The sequence below is a fragment of the Streptomyces sp. NPDC006544 genome (assembly GCF_040611715.1).
In the GTDB taxonomy this organism is placed as follows: Bacteria; Actinomycetota; Actinomycetes; order Streptomycetales; family Streptomycetaceae; genus Streptomyces.
Window position 1 is genome coordinate 133,964 of record NZ_JBEXOV010000008.1, and the last position, 15,617, is coordinate 149,580.

General features: G+C 72.4%; 16 protein-coding genes. 8 read left to right on the forward strand and 8 right to left on the reverse strand.

Going from position 1 to position 15,617, the window contains the following annotated elements; genetic code table 11:
- Positions 1-65 precede the first annotated feature (65 nt).
- Positions 66-356: a DUF2530 domain-containing protein gene (locus ABZY44_RS06555; RefSeq protein ID WP_356650541.1), complete on the reverse strand. Its 291-nt coding sequence runs from the start codon at positions 354-356 to the stop codon at positions 66-68.
- A gap of 134 nt (positions 357-490) precedes the next feature.
- On the opposite strand from ABZY44_RS06555, the gene ABZY44_RS06560 reads away from it, so the two are divergent.
- Positions 491-1,897 (forward strand): NCS2 family permease, encoded by a 1,407-nt coding sequence (locus ABZY44_RS06560; protein ID WP_356650543.1) that lies wholly within the window; start codon positions 491-493, stop codon positions 1,895-1,897.
- Positions 1,898-1,940: 43 nt separating this feature from the next.
- Here ABZY44_RS06560 and ABZY44_RS06565 read toward each other — a convergent pair whose 3' ends face one another.
- The gene (locus ABZY44_RS06565; RefSeq protein ID WP_030156886.1) at positions 1,941-2,123 is read right to left on the reverse strand and encodes a hypothetical protein; all 183 of its coding nucleotides are present in this window, start codon (positions 2,121-2,123) and stop codon (positions 1,941-1,943) included.
- 120 nt (positions 2,124-2,243) lie between these two features.
- Between ABZY44_RS06565 and ABZY44_RS06570 the strand changes: the two genes are divergently transcribed.
- The 3 genes from ABZY44_RS06570 (at position 2,244) to thpR (ending at position 4,762) form a co-directional block, all read left to right on the forward strand.
- Positions 2,244-2,681: a MarR family transcriptional regulator gene (locus ABZY44_RS06570; RefSeq protein ID WP_356650545.1), complete on the forward strand. Its 438-nt coding sequence runs from the start codon at positions 2,244-2,246 to the stop codon at positions 2,679-2,681.
- Positions 2,682-2,707: 26 nt separating this feature from the next.
- On the forward strand, positions 2,708-4,120 hold the full coding sequence (locus ABZY44_RS06575; RefSeq protein WP_356650547.1) for an MFS transporter: 1,413 nt from the start codon (positions 2,708-2,710) through the stop codon (positions 4,118-4,120).
- Between the two features lie 87 nt (positions 4,121-4,207).
- Positions 4,208-4,762, forward strand: a complete 555-nt coding sequence (gene thpR / locus ABZY44_RS06580; RefSeq protein WP_356650549.1) for an RNA 2',3'-cyclic phosphodiesterase — start codon at positions 4,208-4,210, stop codon at positions 4,760-4,762.
- 244 nt (positions 4,763-5,006) lie between these two features.
- On the opposite strand, the gene ABZY44_RS06585 is transcribed toward thpR, so the two are convergent.
- Positions 5,007-5,996, reverse strand: a complete 990-nt coding sequence (locus ABZY44_RS06585) for an aldo/keto reductase (protein WP_356650551.1) — start codon at positions 5,994-5,996, stop codon at positions 5,007-5,009.
- 112 nt (positions 5,997-6,108) lie between these two features.
- Positions 6,109-6,801, reverse strand: a complete 693-nt coding sequence (locus ABZY44_RS06590) for a GDSL-type esterase/lipase family protein (RefSeq protein WP_356650553.1) — start codon at positions 6,799-6,801, stop codon at positions 6,109-6,111.
- Positions 6,802-6,878: 77 nt separating this feature from the next.
- Between ABZY44_RS06590 and ABZY44_RS06595 the strand changes: the two genes are divergently transcribed.
- Positions 6,879-7,931 carry a WD40 repeat domain-containing protein gene (locus ABZY44_RS06595; RefSeq protein WP_356650555.1) on the forward strand — a complete coding sequence of 351 codons (1,053 nt, stop codon included), beginning with the start codon at positions 6,879-6,881 and terminating at the stop codon, positions 7,929-7,931.
- A 38-nt stretch (positions 7,932-7,969) separates the two neighbouring features.
- Here the strand turns inward: ABZY44_RS06595 and ABZY44_RS06600 are convergent, their stop codons facing one another.
- The 4 genes from ABZY44_RS06600 to ABZY44_RS06615 all read right to left on the reverse strand — a co-directional run bounded on the left by ABZY44_RS06600 (position 7,970) and on the right by ABZY44_RS06615 (position 11,819).
- A complete protein-coding gene (locus tag ABZY44_RS06600; RefSeq protein WP_356650557.1) occupies positions 7,970-8,293 on the reverse strand; it encodes a DUF6011 domain-containing protein in 324 nt (107 codons plus the stop codon).
- 217 nt (positions 8,294-8,510) lie between these two features.
- Positions 8,511-10,010, reverse strand: a complete 1,500-nt coding sequence (locus tag ABZY44_RS06605; protein WP_356650559.1) for an SPFH domain-containing protein — start codon at positions 10,008-10,010, stop codon at positions 8,511-8,513.
- Between the two features lie 138 nt (positions 10,011-10,148).
- The gene (locus ABZY44_RS06610; RefSeq protein WP_356650561.1) at positions 10,149-10,367 is read right to left on the reverse strand and encodes a hypothetical protein; all 219 of its coding nucleotides are present in this window, start codon (positions 10,365-10,367) and stop codon (positions 10,149-10,151) included.
- Between the two features lie 69 nt (positions 10,368-10,436).
- A complete protein-coding gene (locus tag ABZY44_RS06615; RefSeq protein ID WP_356650563.1) occupies positions 10,437-11,819 on the reverse strand; it encodes a hypothetical protein in 1,383 nt (460 codons plus the stop codon).
- A 249-nt stretch (positions 11,820-12,068) separates the two neighbouring features.
- Here ABZY44_RS06615 and ABZY44_RS06620 point away from each other — a divergent pair, with 249 nt between their 5' ends.
- The 3 genes from ABZY44_RS06620 (at position 12,069) to ABZY44_RS06630 (ending at position 15,491) form a co-directional block, all read left to right on the forward strand.
- Entirely contained in the window at positions 12,069-12,992 is a 924-nt protein-coding gene (locus tag ABZY44_RS06620) for a glycosyltransferase (protein WP_356650565.1), read from the forward strand.
- Positions 12,993-13,109: 117 nt separating this feature from the next.
- The gene (locus tag ABZY44_RS06625) at positions 13,110-14,063 is read left to right on the forward strand and encodes an NAD(P)-dependent oxidoreductase (protein ID WP_356650567.1); all 954 of its coding nucleotides are present in this window, start codon (positions 13,110-13,112) and stop codon (positions 14,061-14,063) included.
- A gap of 132 nt (positions 14,064-14,195) precedes the next feature.
- Positions 14,196-15,491: an acyltransferase gene (locus ABZY44_RS06630; protein ID WP_356650569.1), complete on the forward strand. Its 1,296-nt coding sequence runs from the start codon at positions 14,196-14,198 to the stop codon at positions 15,489-15,491.
- The last annotated feature ends 126 nt before the right edge of the window (positions 15,492-15,617 follow it).

The following is a 15,617-nucleotide window of genomic DNA, read 5'->3' on the forward strand; positions in this document are numbered from 1 at the left end:
TCCCCTGGTACCCCCTGGGGTGATACCCCCTGGGGTCCCGGCCGGCCGGTCCGGCCCCGCGGACGCTAGGCCGTCGCTTGCGGGCCGTCCTCGTCCCGCGCGGCCGACGCGGCGGCCGCGTGGCGCTTGAGGGCGGCGTCGCGGCCCCGGACGTACCAGAGGCCGATCAGGCCGAGGACGCCGCCGGCCGCGCAGGTCCAGACCCACCACAGCAGGTCCCGGTCGGCGAACCACCCGTAGAAGGGGAGCTGGACGACGAAGAGGGCGAACCACAGGATCGTGCCGCCCAGGACGGTCCCGACGACCGGGCCCTCAAGGGGCTCGGGGGCCTCGTGCTGCGCAGTCCATTTCGCCATGGGGACCAGTCTAGGCCGCCCGGCCCAAGGTCTACGCGCGGAGATAGACGCCGCTTCGTTCATGTGTTCATACTGAAACGGTTTGCGAATGGCCCATTTTCGCCGTATGAACCACCAATGAGGACCAGGACCGTATGAGCACGTCGGCCCCCGTGGACCGCTACTTCAAGATCTCCGAGCGCGGCTCGAGCATCGGCCGCGAGGTCCGCGGCGGCTTCGCCACCTTCTTCGCGATGGCCTACATCATCGTGCTGAACCCGATCATCCTGGGCAGCGCGAAGGACATGTACGGGAACCAGCTCGACGGCGGCCAGCTCGTGACCGCCACCGTCCTGACGGCGGCCTTCTCCACCCTCCTCATGGGGGTCATCGGCAACGTCCCGATCGCGCTGGCCGCCGGCCTCGGCGTCAACACCGTGGTCGCCCTCCAGCTCGCCCCGCGCATGAGCTGGCCCGACGCCATGGGCATGGTGGTCCTGGCCGGCTTCGTGGTGATGCTGCTGGTCGCCACCGGCCTGCGCGAGCGGGTCATGAACGCCGTCCCGCTCAGCCTGCGCAAGGGCATCGCGATCGGCATCGGCCTGTTCATCATGCTGATCGGCCTGGTCGACTCGGGCTTCGTCACCCGCGTGCCCGACCTCGCGCACACCACGGTCCCGCTCCAGCTCGGCAGCAACGGGCACCTGCACGGCTGGCCCGTACTGATCTTCGTGATCGGCGTGCTGCTGACGCTGACGCTGATCATCCGCAAGACCCCCGGCGCGATCCTGATCTCCATCGTCGTCATGACCCTCGCCGCCGTCGGCGTGCAGCTGATCGCCGGGCTCCCCGCCACGGCCTGGGGCCTGACCGTCCCGGAATGGCCGGGCAACCCGGTGGCCGCGCCCGACTTCGGGCTCGTCGGTCAGGTCAGCCTGTTCGGCGGCTTCGGCAAGGTCGGGATGCTGACCGGCGTCCTCTTCGTCTTCACCGTGCTGCTGTCCTGCTTCTTCGACGCCATGGGCACCATCCTCGGCGTCGGCGACGAGGCCAAGCTGACCCGGCCGGACGGCACCTTCCCCGGGATCAACCGGGTCCTGTTCGTCGACGGCCTGGCCGTCGCCTCGGGCGGCGCGACCTCGTCCTCGGCCACCACCTGCTTCGTGGAGTCCACGGCGGGCGTCGGCGAAGGCGCCCGGACGGGCCTGGCGAACATCGTCACCGGCGGCCTCTTCGCCGTGTCGCTGTTCCTCACCCCGCTCGCCACGATGGTCCCCTCCCAGGCCGCCACCCCCGCCCTCGTGGCGGTCGGCTTCCTGATCCTGGCCGGTTCGGTCCGGGACATCGACTGGGACGACTTCACCATCGCCGTGCCGGCCTTCCTGGCCATGGTGATGATGCCCTTCACCTACTCGATCACCAACGGCATCGGCATCGGCTTCGTGACCTTCGCCGTCCTGCGGCTGGCGACCGGCCGGGGCCGCGAGGTCCCGGTCGCCATGTACATCGTGTCGGCGGTGTTCGTCTTCTACTACGCGATGCCGGCGCTCGGCCTCACCTAGGCCGGCTCGTCGGATCCTGCCGGGCCCGCGGGTCCCCCAGGGCTCACGTGAGCCCGTAGAACTTCTCCGTCTCGTCGACGGCCGCCTTGAAGCGTTCGTCGAAGTCGTCGCGAATGAGCGTCCGGACCACATAGTCCTGGACGCTCATTCCGCGTTTGGCCGCATGAGTCCGGAGCCTGTCGAGGAGCTCCCCGTCTATGCGCATGCTCAGCACATGTGTCCCCATGCCGAAAGAGTCGGGGCACAGGGCGGGGACGCGTGTCACTTTCCGGAGCCCACTCACCCGGACGAGTGACGCGAGACACCTGGTGTTCCTTAGGTAGAGTAATGAGTTACTCTAAAGAACATGCATGACCTTTCCCATGGCGACGACGCCGCCGCCGTGAACGACCTCCGCTCCGCCGTCATGCGGCTCGGCCGGCGCCTCAAGCACCAGCGCGTCGACGAATCGCTGAGCCCCACCGAGATGTCGGTGCTCGGCACCCTCGCCCGCTGCGGCCACGCCACCCCCGGTGAGCTGGCCCGGCGCGAGCACGTACAGCCGCCGTCGATGACCCGCATCGTGGCACTGCTGGAGGCCAAGGGACTGGTCACGCTGGAGCCGCACGCCGACGACCGCCGCCAGAAGGTGGTCCGCCAGACCGAGGAGGCCGAAGCGATGCTCGAAGAGAGCCGTCGCAAGCGCAACGCCTTCCTGGCCGGGCTCGCGGCCGGGCTCACCGAGGACGAATGGGCCAAGCTCCGCGAGGCCGCGCCCGTCCTGGACAAGCTCGCGCACCTATAGGAACGACGCCAGGAGGCGAATCTTTTTTGAGTACGGGACCCGGAGCAGACTCCGCCCCCGGCCATACATCCACCACTACGCGCGCCGCCGGGCGCCCCGCGGGCGAACACCCCGAGAACGCACCGACCGCGCGGAACCCGCGAGACCCCCGGAACCCCCGGAACCCGAAGAACTCGATGTTCAGCTCGCTGAAGATCCGGAACTACCGGCTCTTCGCCACGGGTCAGGTCGTCTCGAACACCGGCACCTGGATGCAGCGCATCGCCCAGGACTGGCTGGTCCTCTCCCTGACCGGCTCCGCCTCGGCCGTCGGCATCACCATCGCGCTGCAGTTCCTGCCGATGCTGCTGTTCGGCCTCTACGGAGGCGTACTCGCCGACCGGCTCCCGAAGCGGCCGCTGCTGCTGTGCACCCAGGCGGCGATGGGCCTCACCGGCATCGCGCTCGCCGTCCTCACCCTCGCGGGCCACGTACAGGTCTGGCACGTCTACCTCGCCGCATTCCTGCTCGGCCTGGTCACCGTCGTGGACAACCCGGCCCGGCAGACCTTCGTCTCCGAGATGGTCGGCAAGGACCAGCTGGCCAACGCCGTCAGCCTGAACTCGGCCAACTTCCAGTCCGCGCGGCTGGTCGGCCCGGCGATCGCCGGCGTCCTGATCACCGCCGTCGGCTCCGGCTGGGCCTTCCTGCTCAACGGCCTCTCGTTCGCGGCCCCGATCGTGGGCCTGCTGCTGATGCGGACGCACGAGCTGCACCGGGCCGAGGTCCAGCCGCGCGCCAAGGGCCAGTTGCGGGAAGGCCTGCGCTACGTCGCCGGCCGGCCCGAGCTGATCTGGCCGATCGTGCTCGTCGGATTCATCGGCACCTTCGGCTTCAACTTCCCGATCTGGCTGTCGGCGTTCGTCAGCAAGGTGTTCCACGGGGACGCCGGCACGTACGGACTGTTCAACACGCTCATCGCGGCCGGCTCGCTGGCCGGGGCGCTGCTCGCGGCCCGGCGTGGCCTGTCCCGGCTGCGGCTGCTGGTCGCGGCGGCGGTGCTCTTCTCCGTGCTGCTCCTGGTGGCCGCCTTGGCGCCCTCCTTCTGGCTGTTCGCGGCGCTGCTCGTGCCGATCGGCGTGTTCGGCCTGACCGTCAACGTCACGGCGAACTCCAGCGTGCAGATGGCCACGGACCCGGAGATGCGCGGCCGGGTGATGGCCCTGTTCATGATGGTCTTCACCGGCGGCACCCCGATCGGCGCACCGGTGGTCGGCTGGGTCACGGACACCTACGGCGCACGGATCGGCATGGCGGCGGGCGGAGCGATCTCGCTGGCCGCGGCCCTGGCGATCGGCCTCGTGCTCTCGCGCGTCGGCAACCTCCGCCTCAGCGTGAACCGCCACGGCGTCGCGTTCGTCCCGGCCCCGCGCGCCCGCGAGCTGGTCACGGCGGCGTAGGCCACCCGGCGGCGGCCGGGGCGCGGGGGCCACAGGCCGCCCCGCGGCCCCGGTGCCGCACCCGGACGGCGTCGCTACGCTCGGCGCATGAGACTGTTCGCCGCCGTCCTGCCGCCCGCGACCGCCGTCGCCGAACTGGCCGAAGCCGTGCGACCCCTGCGCGACGACCACCTGCGCTGGACCGCGGAAGCGGGCTGGCACTTCACGCTCGCCTTCATGGGCGAGGTCGAGGAGCGCCTGCTCCCCGAGCTGCACGCGCGACTCGCCCGCGCGGCGGCCCGTACCGGCTCCTTCGCCCTGCGGCTGCACGGCGCCGGCCACTTCGGCCACCGCTCCCTGTGGGTCGGCGGCGCCGGGGACCTGGACGCGCTGCGGATGCTCGCCGAGCGGGCCGACGCCGCCGCCCGCCGGTCCGGGGTGGCGATGGACCAGCACCACCGTTACACGCCCCACCTCACCCTCGGCCGGCTCCGTGACGAGTCGGCCGACGTGCGTCCGTACGTCGAACGGCTCGCCCCCTTCGAGGGCACCCCCTGGCGGGTCTCCACGCTCAGCCTGGTCCGCAGCAACCTGCCCGTCGGCGGAGTACCCGGCGAACAGCCCCGCTACGAGACCGTCGGCGCCTGGCCGCTCTCCGGCTGAGGTGCGCGCGGCGTCCGGCACGGGCCCTGCGTCCCCGGCGTCGCGACGGCCGCGTTAGTCTCGACGGGTGGATCCAAAGACCAGAAACCGCGTGATGGCCGGTGTGCTCGTGCTGATGTTCGTCGTCGTGGCCGTGGCGGCCGCCGTCGGGCAGTAGCGGCGGCCGAAGGGCCGCCTCAGCCGCCCACCGCCCCGCTGGGCGGGCCCGGCCAGGCCGCCCGGCCCGCCCGGCCCGGCCCCGCGACTACCAGGCGAAGGCCTCCGGCGCCGCTCCCGGCCCGGCGAAGATGTCCTCGAGGCCGGCCAGCACCTCCTCCGACAGCTCCAGCTCCACCGCCCGCAGCGCGGACGCGAGCTGCTCCGCCGTCCGCGGCCCGACGATCGGCCCCGTGACCCCGGGACGGGTCAGCAGCCACGCCAGGGCGACCTCGCCGGGCTCCAGGCCGTGCTTGTCCAGCAGATCCTCGTACGCCTGCACCTGCGCCCGTACGGAACTGCTGGCGAGCGCGTCCGCCGAGCGGCCCGAGGCCGAGCGCCCGGACCGCGCCGACTTGCGGATCGCCCCGCCCAGCAGGCCGCCGTGCAGCGGGGACCACGGGATGACGCCGAGCCCGTACGCCTCGGCGGCCGGGATGACCTCCATCTCGGCGCGCCGCTCGGCGAGGTTGTAGAGGCACTGCTCGCTGACGAGGCCGAGCCGCCCGGTGCGCGCCGCGGCCTCGTTCGCCTGGGCGATCTTCCAGCCGGGGAAGTTCGAGGACCCCGCGTAGAGGATCTTGCCCTGCTGGATCAGGACCTCGACGGCCTGCCAGATCTCCTCGAAGGGCGTCAGCCGGTCCACGTGGTGGAACTGGTAGAGGTCGATGTAGTCCGTGTTCAGCCGCTTCAGGCTGGCGTCGACGGCCCGTCGGATGTTCAGCGCCGACAGGCGGTCGTAGTTGGGCCACGGCTCGCCCTCGGCGGCCATGCTCCCGTAGACCTTGGTGGCGAGCACCGTCTTCTCGCGGCGCCCACCCCCCTGGGCGAACCAGGTGCCGAGGATCTCCTCGGTACGCCCCTTGTTCTCGCCCCATCCATAGACGTTGGCGGTGTCGAAGAAGTTGATTCCGGCGTCGAGGGCCGCGTCCATGAGGGCGTGGCTTTCGGGCTCTCCCGTCTGGGGGCCGAAGTTCATGGTGCCGAGGACGAGTCGGCTGACCTTGAGACCGGTGCGTCCGAGCTGCGTGTACTTCATGGGGCACTAGCCAACTGCTTGGAGTGGACTCGAGGCAAGACCCGTCCGTGCAGGGCCGGGGAACGTCCCGACGCGGGCCGACGGCCGGACGGGCCGCCGGACCGCCGGACCGTCAGGCGTCGCGGCGGGCCCGGTACGGGGCGCCGATGCCCCACGCCTGGTGCAGGACCGCCGCGAATTCGCCGGCCAGGCGGTGTTCGCCGGAGGCGTTGGGGTGGGTGCCGTCGTAGGTGTCGTGGTGGATCTCGTACGAGGCCGGCCGCGCGGCCAGCAGGATCGGCGAGGCGGTGGTCGACAGGTCGGCGACCGCCTTGGCGAGCAGCTCGTTGAACCGCTCGACCTCCGCCGCGAAGGGCGCGTCGTCCTGGGCCCGGACGTTGGGGATGACGGGCAGCAGGACCATCCGTATCGCGGGGCGGGCGGCGCGGGCCTCGGCGATGAACAGGCGGGCGTTGGCGGCGGTGGCCTCGGCGTCGGTGTAGAAGCCGAGGTCTATGAGCCCGAGGGAGACGAGCAGGACGTCGGCCCTGCCGGAGCGGACGGCGGGCCCGATGAGCGGGGCCATGTGCTGCCAGCCCTCGCCCCAGCCGGCCAGGTGGCGGCGGGCGTGCTCCGGGAAGCCGGGGTCGGCGTACGCGTGGCTCGTCGGCGCGTCCGCGAAGGTGTCGTACAGCTCGCTGCGCGGGCCGACGATCTCGTACGGGCCGCCGAAGGTGTCGTTGAGGTGCTGCCACATCCGGTAGCGCCACGTGTAGTCGCCGGCGCGTCCGATGGTCATGGAATCACCGACAAGCATGAAACGCATCCGGTCATCATCGCGGATCACACGACCGGAACCCCTGTGATGCCGGACACGCGGGGGCGGGCTGGCAGGGTAGGGGGATGCGCCCGCACCTGCTGCCGTCGACCGCCTTCTGTGCCCTGGCCGTTCTGGCCGTGACGGCCGGACCCGCCGTGGCGGCCGTCGCCGCCGTCACCCCCGTGGCCGTCGCCCCCGTCGCCGCCGTCGCCGCCCCGAGTCCCGCCCCGTCCGGGTTCACCATCACCGACCCACGGATCAAGGAGTCGAGCGGGCTCGCGGCAAGCCGGGTCCACCCGGGCGTCTACTGGACCCACAACGACAGCGACGACGGGCCGTACGTCTACGCCGTGGACTCCGCGACCGGCCGGACGGTCGCCCGGATCACGATGACGGGCGTCGGCAAGCCCCGGGACATCGAGGCGATCTCGCTGGGACCCGACGGACAGCTGTACGTCGGCGACATCGGCGACAACCTGGGCGGCTCCTGGGACCACGTGTGGATCTACCGCTTCCCCGAGCCGAAGACGCTCGGCGACGCCACGCTCAAGGCCGAGCAGTTCACGGTGAAGTACGCGGACGGACCGCGGAACGCGGAGGCGCTGATGGTGCATCCGGTGACCGGGCGGGTGTACATCGCGAGCAAGGACGAGCGGGCGGGCGGCCTCTACGAGGGTCCGGAGGCACTGTCCGCGTCCGGCACGAACACGTTCCGGCGGATCGGGGACGTCCCGTGGGTCACGGACGGGGCGTTCTCCCCGGACGGGGGGCGGCTCGCGCTGCGCGGGTACCTGTGGGCGAAGACGTACCCGTGGAAGGACGGCCGGCCGGCCGGCGACGGGGAGCAGGTGGCAGCGCCGTGGCAGGGGCAGGCGGAGTCCGCGACGTACACGGCGGACGGGACGGCGCTGATGTTCGGGGCGGAGGGCGTGAACAGCCGCGTCGTGGCGGTCCCGGTGACCGCGCCCCCGTCCCCGTCCCCCGCCGCTCCGGGAGCCGCTCCGGGTCCCGGTGCGGACACCCCGCCGTCCGCCGAGGGCGGCACCTTCACGAAGGGCGCGTTCGTCCTGGCGGCGGCCACGGTCCTGACCCTGGCGGCGAAGCGGATCCTGCGCCGCCGCCCGCCGAAGGGGTGACCTGGCCGAAACGGCCGACCGGAAGAGGTGCGCCGGGGTCAGGTGAGCATGTGGCGAGCACAAACCGGCCCGTACCCGGCCTGCTGGGACAGCGCGTCGGTGAGGCGGCGTCCGCACTCCCGGCACGACGAGGACGGGCCGCGGCCGGTCGGCCGGTCGTCGTCGTCGTCGACGAGGACGGTGGCGATCAGGGCAGTGACGGCGAACGTCGTGACGACCGACCCGACGGCCTTGGCGATCGGCACGGCGTGCGGGCGGGCGGCCGTGGCGACCTTCACGGTCTGCTCGCGGACACGGGCGGCAGCCGTCGCGGCGGTGGCCCGGATGCGGGTTGCACGGCCCTGCTTGGAGTCATTGTCCATGGTGTGGCCCACGGTATCGACCAAGCGGCCCGACGGTCCTCCGATGAACGGATTTCCGTCCCCTGGGACGGGTGAACACGCCGTCAGCTGACCCTGTGCGCGCCAGGCGATCCGGACCGGGCTCCGCCCGGAGCGGGACGACAGTCCCGCCCGGCCGCTGCGACGGCCGGGCGGGGTTGACGGGTGGACAGGTCCAGGTACCGCCACCGCCCTCGGGCTACGCCTCCTGGATCGGGATCTGGTGGGACGTCGGGTGGGCCGTCGGGTGGGCCGTCTCGGCCGAGGCACCGTTCGCCGGGGTGGCGGCGGGCGCGGCGGCCGGGGGCGGGGCCATCGACGACAGGAGCTGGCGGGCCAGGCCCAGGCCCGTGCCGCCCATGGTCAGGGCCTTCGCGAACATGTCCGACATGCCCTCCGCGCCGTTCAGCAGGATCATGTGCTCCACGTTGCCGAAGGCGCCGGCGCCCGCTTCCACGATCGCCGGCCAGTTCTCGGCCAGCTGCTGCGCGACCACCGCTTCCTGGTTCTCCGCCAGCGCGGCGGCCCGCGCCTTGATGGCGTCCGCCTCCGCGAGGCCCTTCGCCTTCGCCGACGCCGCCTCCGCGAGGCCCTTGGCCTGCGTCGCCGCCGCCTCGGCCTCGCCGGTCGCCCGGGTCGCCGTCGCGGTCGCCAGACCCCGCGCCTCCGTCGCCTTCGCCTCGGCCCCGGCCGCCGTCGTCACCCGCGTGGCCTCCGCGGCCGCCGCGAGCTCGGTCTCCCTCGCCCGGGCCTGCGCCGCCGAGATACGGGCGTCGCGGTCCGCCTCGGCCCGCGTCCTGACCTCGTACGCCGCCGCGTCCGCGGGCTTGCGCACGTCCGCCTGGAGCTGCTGCTCGCGCCGGTGCGCCTCCAGCTCCGCGACCCGGGTCTCCTGGACCACGACCTCCTGGCGCGCCGCCGCCTCCGAGAGCGGGCCCGCCTGCCGGGCGGTCGCGGCCGCCTTGTCGCGCTCCGCCTGGTAGCCGGCCTGGAGGATCTCGCTGTCCCGCGTCGCCTCCGACATCCGCGCGAAGGCGGCCTGTTCGGCCTCCGTCGCCCGCAGGTTGGCATCGGCCTGCGCGATCCGCGCGTCCCGCTGCACCGCGGCCGCGTGCGGCATCGCCAGGTTCTTGATGTAGCCCGTCGGGTCCTCGATCTCGTGGATCTGGAGCGAGTCGACGATCAGCCCGAGCTTCTCCATCTCCGTGCCGCAGGCCGCGCGGGTCTGGCCGGTCAGCTTCTCGCGGTCGCGGATCATGTCCTCGACCGTCAGCCCGCCCACGATCGAGCGCAGGTGGCCCGCGAAGACGATGTGCACCCGCTCGGGCATCATCTTCTGCTGGTCGAGGAAGCGGCGGGCCGCGTTGGCGATGGAGACGAAGTCGTCGCCGATCTTGAAGATGACCACGCCCTTGACCCGCAGCGGGATGCCCTGGTGCGTCACGCAGTCCACGTTCAGCTGGGTCTCGTTGAGGTCCAGCGACAGCTTCCGCACGGCCTGCACCCCGGGCACCACGAGCGTCCCGCGCCCCGTGACGATCCGGAAGCCCATGCCCTCCGCGATGCCCTCGGTCTTGTGCGCGGAGCCGGAGATGACCAGCGCCTCGTTGGGCTCGGCGACCCGCCACATGAGCTTGAACAAGCCGATCACGACCACGATCGCGCCGACGACGACACCCGCCAGTACGCCGATAGGCATCGGCAACTCCCCCCGTTCCACGGCGGCGTCCGCCACCGAGAAGGCGAGTCTGCGCCCGCGCGGGAGCCGCGTGAAGACGGCGGCGCGTTCTTGTCGCCATCTTGATACGCGGAGGTCGGGACGGGTGCGCCGACGGCGTCAGTCCCCGTAGGCCGCCATCACGTACACCGTGCGCGGCGGCAGGTACTCGACCACCGTGACCACCGTCCCCACCGCCAGCTTCCCCGTCCCCGGCGCCGGGTACGCGAGGAAGTGCTCGGCCCCGCCGCGGATCCGCACGATGACCTCGCCCACCAGCCCCGGCCCGACCGTTCCGGTGACCCGGCCGTCCAGTCCCACCATGTCCGCTTCCCCCATGGGCCGAGCGTACGCCGCCACGGGCGCGGCGGGGGGCGGCCCCGGGCCGGCCCGGGTGTGCCCCGCGGCTCAGGCCGTGGTGGCGGTCCGCTCGGCGGGCTCGGGCGCCGCGGCCGGCTCGGCCTGTCCGGGGCGCACCCGCAGGAAGGTCAGCCAGAGCGCCGCCGCCATGGCGAGCACGGCCGAGAGCGCGCCGAGGGCGTACGCGAGGCAGACGCGGGTGGCGACCTCGCCCGGCAGGAGGGTCGCGCCGAGCACGACCAGGGTCGCCACGGCCCAGCCGGCCAGCTGGAGCCGGTGCTTGTGCAGGACCATCAGGGCCTGTCCGAGGACCATGGCCAGCATGTAGAAGAGGGTGCCGGCGGACATGTAGAAGAATTCCGCGCGGCCGAGCACGTCATCGGCGTTGAAGAGCACGTGGATCAGCCACGGTCCGAGCAGCGTGGCGGGCACGCCTCCGCACACGCCGAGGCCCGTGACCACCAGGCAGGTGCGGCCGAGCAGCTTGGAGAAACCCGCCCGGTCCCCCGCCGCGGCGGCCGAGGACAGCCCGGACAGCAGGGAGGCCTGGAGCGAGCCGAAGACGAAGAGCGGCACCCGGGCCAGCACGATCGCGTTGAGCAGCCCGGCGACCAGCGCGCCGTCGGTCGGCGCCAGCAGCTTGGAGCTGACCACGGCGGCGTTGACGACGACCTGCGCCAGCAGGGTCGACACGATGAGCGGGCCGAGCCCGCCCAGCAGCCCGGACCAGCCGTCCGCGGGGCCGCCCTTGGTGATGCCGCCCAGCACGGGGCGCGCGGTGGCGAGGACCGAGACGAGCGGCGCCACCGTGAGGATCAGCGCGAACGCCAGCGGCGAGCGGACCCCGCCCAGCGCGAAGGCCGCGGCCAGGGCGATCCGCAGGCCGCCGTCGACGGCCAGCTGGAGTCCGTACGGGCCGAAACGGCCCAGGCCCGCCAGGACGCCACGCGTCACGTTCGTGACCGCCATGGCGGCGAAGGACAGCCCCAGCGCCGCGACCATGTCGAGCCGGCCGTTGAAGAACGTGTCGGCGAGCGGCCGGGCGGCGAGCACCACCCCCGCCGTGAGCAGGGCGATCAGGCCGAGGCTGAGCACGGTGATCCGGCGCAGGACCCGGGAGACGCCCTCGCCGCGGACCTCGTGGGCCGCGACGATCCGGGTGAGCTCCTGCTCGACCGGGAAGAACAGTCCGAGGCCGACCGACATCAGGATCGTCCACAGCACGGAGAAGGAGGCCGCGTCCGTGCTGGACAGGCTGTGGCCGGCCGCCATGAGGTGGATGTACGAGGCCGCCCCGATGACGATGGTGCCGCCGATGACCAGCTGGGTGCCCGGCGGCAGCGACGTGAGCATGCGGGCCAGCGGTGACCGCGACCCGCCCCCCTCGGCGCCCGCGGCGGCGCTCGCCGCGGCGTCCTCCGTACTCACCACACCCACAGCTGCTCCCCGGGACCGGAACCGGACGCGCCGGTTACCGTGATCTGAGCCACAGGGCCTGCCGGAACATGAGGACAACCGGCGCCACAGGTGGCGAGTACGCACATAGTCTTCTCAGCGTACTGCCCGGTCGGAAGCCCTCGTCCCCGGACCGGACGACGTCCGGCGGCCCGGCGGGGCCCGTCTCCTCGCCCAGGACCGGGGGTTACCCTCCCCGATGCCATGCACCGTATGGTGAAACCCATGTCCGAAACCCCCGGTGCGCCGTCTGCGACCACTCTCGACATCATGCTGCCGTACTACGGCGACGTCGCCCTGATGCAGGCCGCAGTGCACAGCATCCTGGCCCAGAGCGACCCGAACTGGCGCCTGACCGTGGTGGACGACGGCAAGGAGCCGGACGTACCCGGCTGGTTCGCCCAGCTCGGTGACCCGCGCGTCTCGTACCAGCGCAACGAGCAGAACCTGGGTGTCACCGGGAACTACCGCAAGTGCATCGGCCTGGTGCGGGAAGAGCACTTCGTCATGATGGGCACCGACGACATCATGCTGCCGGAGTACGTCGCCACGGTGCGGGCCCTGCTCGCGGAGCACCCCGGCATCGGCATGATCCAGCCCGGCGTCCAGGTCATCGACGGCGACGGGAAGCCCACCGACGGACTCGTCGACCAGTCCAAGCGCCTCCTGTACACGCCCAAGGTGCGCGGACGGCTGCTGATGGGCGGCGAGCGGCTCGCCGTCAGCCTGCTGCGCGGCAACTGGCTGTACTTCCCCGCCATGTGCTGGCGCACCGACGCGGTCCGCAAGGCCGGCCTCCGCGACAACCTCGAGGTCACCCAGGACCTGGCGCTGGAGATCGACCTCGTCCAGGCCGGCGAGCAGATGCTCGTCACCGACACCGTGTGCTTCCAGTACCGCCGGCACGCGGTCAGCATCTCCTCCCAGCAGGCCTTCACCGGCAAGCGCTTCGCCGAGGCCAACCGCTTCTTCATGGAGGTCGCGGACCGGCTCGACGCGCAGGGCTGGACGAAGGCCGCCAAGGCCTCCCGACTGCACCTGTCCTCCCGGATCCACGCGCTGACCATGGTCCCGGGCGCGCTGAAGAACAAGCAGAGCGAGGGCACCCGCACCCTGCTCCGGCACGCCGTCGGCGCCGACCACCGATAGCACCGCGGCGCGGCCGTACCGCCCGCGGCCGTACGCGGCGCCCGCCGGCCCCTCGACCACCCAGCGAAGGGCCCGCCACCACCCACCGTCCCCCACTCGACCGCCCGGAGCCCGCCCATGCACGACACCAGCCCTTCTCTGCCCCGTGTAGCAGTCCTCGGCGGCACCGGCTTCATAGGCCGGGCGATCTGCGCCACGCTCGCCGAGCGCGGCCACGGTCTGCTCGCCATCGCCCGCAAGGCGCCCTCCGTCCCGCTGCCCGGCGAGTTCGCCCGCCTCGACCTCACCGTCGACCCGCCGGCCGACCTGGCCGCGCTGCTCACGGAGCACCGGATCGACGTGGTGGTCAACGCGGCCGGCGGCATGTGGGGCCTGACGGACGAGCAGATGGTCGGCGCCAACGTCGGCATGGTCGCCCGCCTGCTCGAGGCGCTGGGGACGATGGCGCGGCCGCCCCGGCTGGTGCACCTCGGCAGCGTGCACGAGTACGGCCTCTGTCCGATCGGCGTCTCCCTCGCCGAGGACTCCGTCCCCCGCCCGCCGATGGTCTACGGGCAGCTGAAGCTGCGCGCCACCGCGATGATCGCCGACGCCGTCCGCGAGGACGGCCTGGACGCCATCGTGCTGCGCCTCGGCAATGTCGTCGGCGCCGGCCAGCCCTCGCACAGCCTGCTGGGCGTGATGGCCGGCAAGCTGGCCGACGCCCGGTCCGCCGGAACCGTCGCGGAGCTGGCGCTCGCGCCGCTGACCGCCCAGCGCGACTTCGTGGACCTCCAGGACAGCGTCGACGCCATCATGGCCGCGCTCGCGCCGGTGCCCGCGCCCCCGGTCCTCAACGTGGGTCTGGGCCGGGCCAGCTCGGCCCGTGAGCTGGTCGAGCTCCTGATCGAGGAGAGCGGCGTACCGACGAACGTCACCGAGGTTCCCGCGCCGGAGGGCACCGGCCCGGAGACCGAGTGGCAGCAGCTCGACATCACCGCCATCAAGCAGGCCCTGGTCTGGAAGCCGGACCGCACCCTGCGCGAGGCCGTCGCCGCCCTCTGGGCCGCCGAGGTCGCCGCCCGAAGCTGACCGCTCCGACCCGAGCACGTGCCCCGAGGGCCTCACCGGCCCGGCCGCCCGTCGGTACGATCCGGTGAGGTCCTCGACCCGTTGCCGGGCGAGCTCCCCCGGAACCCCCTTCCCAGGAAGCCTGAACCCCCTATGTCCCGCAACAGACGAGTCCTGCCCGGCCATCGCGGAACGCTCGCCGAGGTGTACTCCTCACGGGCCAACAGCTTCGGCGTGCTGCGGCTGCTCCTCGCTTCGTCGGTCGTGCTCTCGCACGTCTTCCCCCTCGGCTGGGGCCCGCTCGACCCGCTGTGGCGCTACAGCGGCCAGCAGACCGACGTCGGCAAGATGGCCGTGGTCGGCTTCTTCGTCCTCTCGGGCTTCATGATCACGGGCAGTGGGGCCCGGATCACCGCCGGGCGCTTCGCCTGGCACCGCGCGCTGCGCATCCTGCCGGGCCTGTGGGGCTCGCTGCTGCTCTCCGCGCTGGTCATCATCCCGGCGCTCTACTACTGGCTCCACGGCACCCTGAACGGCTACTGGAACCACCCGCAGGGTCCTCTCGGGTACCTCTCGGGCACCTGGACCACCGCGATCAGCAACGGCTGGGACATATCCGGGGTGATCGCCGAGGGCAAGGCCCGCGGCACCAACTTCGACGGGGGCATCAACGGCGCCCTGTGGTCGCTGAAGTACGAGATCCTCTGCTACGTCATGGTCGGCATCCTCGGCGCCTCCGGAGTCCTGCAGCGGGCCCGCAAGTTCGTCCCGTTGGTGGTCGTGGCCCTCGGCCTGGTGATCCTGAACGACTGGATCGAGGCCCCCAAGTGGCGGGGCATCCCCGGCGACCTCGGCTCGGCCGTATCGGTGCCGGCGCTCGGCGCCATGAGCGTGCACTCCCTGATCGTGCTGGTCTTCGCCTTCCTCCTCGGCGGCACCTTCCAGCTCTACCGCGACCGGCTCCCGGTCAACGACCTGCTGGCGCTGGGCTGCGTCGTGGTCCTCGCCGCCTCGCTGGCCTTCGGCGGGTTCTTCGTCTTCGGCTACCCGACCTTCGCCTACCTGCTGATCTGGCTCGCGGTCAGGCTGCCCGAGCCGTTCCAGAAGATCGGCCGCAAGCGCGACTTCTCGTACGGGATCTACATCTACGGGTTCACCGTGGAGCAGTCGCTGGCCATGCTGGGCTACGCGAAGTACGGCAAGCCCGTCTTCCTGCTGCTGGCGACGGCCGGCACGGTGGTCCTGGCCGCACTGTCCTGGTACCTGATCGAGTCCCCGGCCATGAAGCTGAAGAACTGGACCCCCGGTTTCCTGCGCAAGCGGCGCGAAGCCACGGAGCGGGCGGTCGCCGCGGGGACCGGGACGGAGCCGGCCGCCGCCGGCCTGCCCGGCACGCAGCAGCCGGGCCCGGAGCAGCGGCCGCAGGAAACCTCCGGGGTCCCGGTCTGACACCCGGCCCCGGCTCCTGACCCCTGACCGGGCTGCGGGGGGGGGGGGCCCCCGCGGGGGGGGGGGGGGGGGGCGCGGGCGGGGGGGGGGGGGGGGTGGTGGCGGGGGGGGCCGGGGTAGTAGTGG